A 3004-nucleotide genomic window follows, 5' to 3' on the forward strand; every position below is an offset into this window, starting at 1 on the left:
AAGTCGCCCGAGGTCGCCAACCGCATCGTCATGGGCATGACCTTCGTGTTCTACGGCCTCCTCATCGTCTCCGTCGCGGAGGGCGTCGTCGTGTGGATGCGCCTGCGCCGGAGGATCCGGACCCGCTACCCGGATGACACCATTCCGCGTGGCACCTGGTTCTACGCCTACTCCCGCATGGTGATGGCACGCCGGTGGCGTTCCCCCAAGCCGCAGGTCGACCGCGGTCAGTTCCCGCCGACCGAGCCGAGGTCCCGCCACTGATGTTCCGGAGGGGCCGCCCGCTTTCAGCCCCTCGCCAGCTCCCTGTTGACCCGTCCGGGCCAGGTGGGGCCCTCGTAGACGAAGGCGGTGAACGCCTCGACGAGGTCCGCACCGGCACCGATCATGCGCCGTGCGTCCTCCGCGTCGAAGACGCCGCCCGTCCCGATGAGGATCTGGTCCTCGCCCAGGTGGCGCGCGACGAGGCGCACCACTTCCAGCGCCCGCTCCGTCAGCGGGCGTCCCGAGACGCCGCCCTCACCGAGGTCGTGGTCGATGGTGGTGTTGGTGGCCACGACACCCTCGAGTCCGAGTTCCCTGGTGAGGGCGACCACCTCGAGGATCTCCGCATCGTCCAGGTCGGGGGCGATCTTGACGAGCAGGGGGACCCGGCGCACGGCTCCCTCCCCGCAGCCCCGTCTCGCGGCGCGCAGGACCGGGGCCAGGCGGTCGACGGACTGCAGGTCCCTGAGCCCCGGGGTGTTGGGTGAGGAGACGTTGACCACGACGAAGTCGACCCAGGGGGCGACGGCCCTGGCGCACACGCGGTAGTCCTCGGCCGCGTCCTCCTCCGGGGTCGTCTTGTTCTTCCCGATGTTGGCCCCCACCACGGCGGCACGGCCCGCCCGCGTGGAGCGGAGACGGCGGAGGTTCGCGGCCAAGGCCTCCACCCCGTGGTTGTTGAACCCCATGCGGTTGCGCAGCCCGTCCGAGTCCATGAGCCGCCACAGGCGGGGGCCCTCGTTGCCGGGCTGCGGTCGCGGGGTGACGGTCCCGACCTCGACGAAGGCGAAGCCCAGGGCGGTCATGCCGAGCACCGCCTCCGCGTCCTTGTCCATCCCCGCAGCGAGGCCGAGACGACCGGGGAGCACCCGGGTACCGATGTGGGGCAGGGTCCCACGCGCCGGGTCAGCGGTGCCCAGGTGACCGATCGTCGCCCGCAGCGCGCCGCGCAGCGGGGGTACCCGTCCCGCCAGGGAGATCGCCCACAGGGCGAGGTGGTGGGCGGCCTCGGCGTCCGTGCGGTGGATGAGTGTGCGGTAGAGCCAGGGGTAGGCGGGCATGGGCACCAGCCTAGCGACCGGCGCACGGACGGAGGTCCCCGCGTCCGCACGCGGTCAGTCCCACCACAGCCACCAGGCCAGTGACCGGACGACGCCCTCGTCCTCCCCCACGTCCCCGTCCCGGGGCAGGAAGGCGACGAGCTCGTCGGGGTGCCGTGTCCCGGCACCGAGGTCGAGGGCTGCACGGATCGTCTCCCAGGGCCCGGCCGTCAGCGGGGTGTCCGGGAGGCGTCGGAGGAGGTTCCCGGGAACCACCATGCCGTCCAGCCCGACCCGTTCGTCCCACCGGGGGGCCGAGACCAGGTAGCCGCTGAGTTCGACCCCGGCACCCGCGCCCCCCGCGGCGCGGAGCATCGCCCGGCAAGTGGGTCCACCGTTCTGGCGCTCGTCGAGGTTGGCCCCGGGCAGGAGGTCCAGGAGCCGCAGGGCGGTCTCCCCGCCGATGCCCTCGACCCTCGTGAAGTCCGTTCCCCTCCCCGGACCCCGGACCGTGTGCGGGGCGAGCAGTGCCTCGACCCCCGACCGCCGTGTCCATCCGGGTGCACCGTGGAGGGAACCTCCCTCCCCGTGCGGGACCCGGTCCCCCGTCGCCCACTCCGTCGTCCGGCGCATGACCTGCCTCCTCCCGGCGCCCGGCGGCGCCCGGACCCACGTTCCCCCGGCGCCCGCGCCCCGGGGAAGCCCGGCCCCGCCCGCCTGTGGACGGCACCCGGAGTGCCCACCCGACGGTGGACGGGCGGGGGGACGGAGGTCACGGCGGTGCCGGGAGGCACCGCACAGGGGGTGACAATGGCCGGGTGCTGATCCACCTCACCGACGCCTCGGACCCCCGGCTCGCCGACTACACCTCCATGACGGACGTCCGCCTGCGTTCCGCCCTGGAGCCTGAGCGGGGCCTGTACATGGCGGAGTCCCACAACGTGATCATGCGCGCGGTCGAGGCCGGCCACCGCCCGCGATCCTTCCTCATGGCGCCGCGCTGGATCCCCCAGATGTCGGGGCTCATCGAGGCCTCGACCGGGTCGCCCGACGGCGGGGACGTGCCGGTGTTCGTCGCCCCCGAGGAGATGCTCCGCGAGATCACGGGGTTCCACCTGCACCGAGGGGCCCTGGCTGCCATGCACCGACCCGTGCTCCCGACCGTGGAGGAGGTGCTCGCCACCGCTCGCGACGGGCGCGGGGCACGGAGGGTGGCGGTGCTGGAGGACCTGGTGGACCACACCAACGTCGGTGCCGCCTTCCGCAGTGCCGCTGCCCTGGGGGTGGACGCGGTGCTCGTCAGCCCGCGGTGCGCGGACCCGCTCTACAGGCGCTCGGTCCGGGTGTCGATGGGCACGGTGTTCCAGGTCCCCTGGACCCGCATCCCGGAGTGGCCCACCGTCGACACCCTCCACCAGGCGGGGTTCACCGTCGCCGCACTGGCCCTGTCGGAGGACTCCGTGCCCCTCGACGAGTTCGTCGCCTCCCCGGCGTGCACCGCCCCCGACGCGCGCGTCGCCCTCGCCTTCGGGACGGAGGGGGACGGCCTGACCCGTCACGCCATCGAGGCCGCGGCCACCGTGGTGCGGATCCCCATGTCGGGGGGCGTGGACTCCCTCAACGTGGCCGCGGCCTCGGCCGTGGTCTTCTGGGCGACCCGTGGGGTCGGGCGGGGAGCCGCACCCACGTCGCGGGAGCGG

At 73.8% G+C, this 3004-nt stretch carries 4 protein-coding genes; 2 read left to right on the forward strand and 2 right to left on the reverse strand.

The window, feature by feature from the left end; genetic code table 11:
* Window positions 1-264, forward strand: a 264-nt coding sequence (locus TA90_RS11455; RefSeq protein WP_043536602.1) for a DUF3043 domain-containing protein, incomplete at its 5' end; no start/stop codon positions are given.
* Between the two features lie 23 nt (window positions 265-287).
* Here the strand turns inward: TA90_RS11455 and TA90_RS11460 are convergent.
* Both TA90_RS11460 and TA90_RS13405 read right to left on the reverse strand, forming a co-directional pair.
* The gene (locus TA90_RS11460) at window positions 288-1325 is read right to left on the reverse strand and encodes a quinone-dependent dihydroorotate dehydrogenase (RefSeq protein WP_043536604.1); all 1038 of its coding nucleotides are present in this window, start codon (window positions 1323-1325) and stop codon (window positions 288-290) included.
* Window positions 1326-1379: 54 nt separating this feature from the next.
* Entirely contained in the window at window positions 1380-1937 is a 558-nt protein-coding gene (locus tag TA90_RS13405; protein ID WP_052450817.1) for a hypothetical protein, read from the reverse strand.
* A gap of 185 nt (window positions 1938-2122) precedes the next feature.
* Between TA90_RS13405 and TA90_RS11470 the strand changes: the two genes are divergently transcribed.
* Window positions 2123-3004, forward strand: an 882-nt coding sequence (locus tag TA90_RS11470) for a TrmH family RNA methyltransferase (protein WP_052450818.1), incomplete at its 3' end; no start/stop codon positions are given.

This window comes from Actinomyces polynesiensis (assembly GCF_000820725.1).
Lineage (GTDB): Bacteria > Actinomycetota > Actinomycetes > Actinomycetales > Actinomycetaceae > Pauljensenia > Pauljensenia polynesiensis.

Excerpts from the sequence above, each read along its gene's own strand:
- TA90_RS11460 (WP_043536604.1), bottom strand. The coding sequence starts at position 1,325 with ATGCCCGCCTACCCCTGGCTCTACCGCACACTCATCCACCGCACGGAC.
- TA90_RS13405 (WP_052450817.1), bottom strand. The coding sequence starts at position 1,937 with ATGCGCCGGACGACGGAGTGGGCGACGGGGGACCGGGTCCCGCACGGG.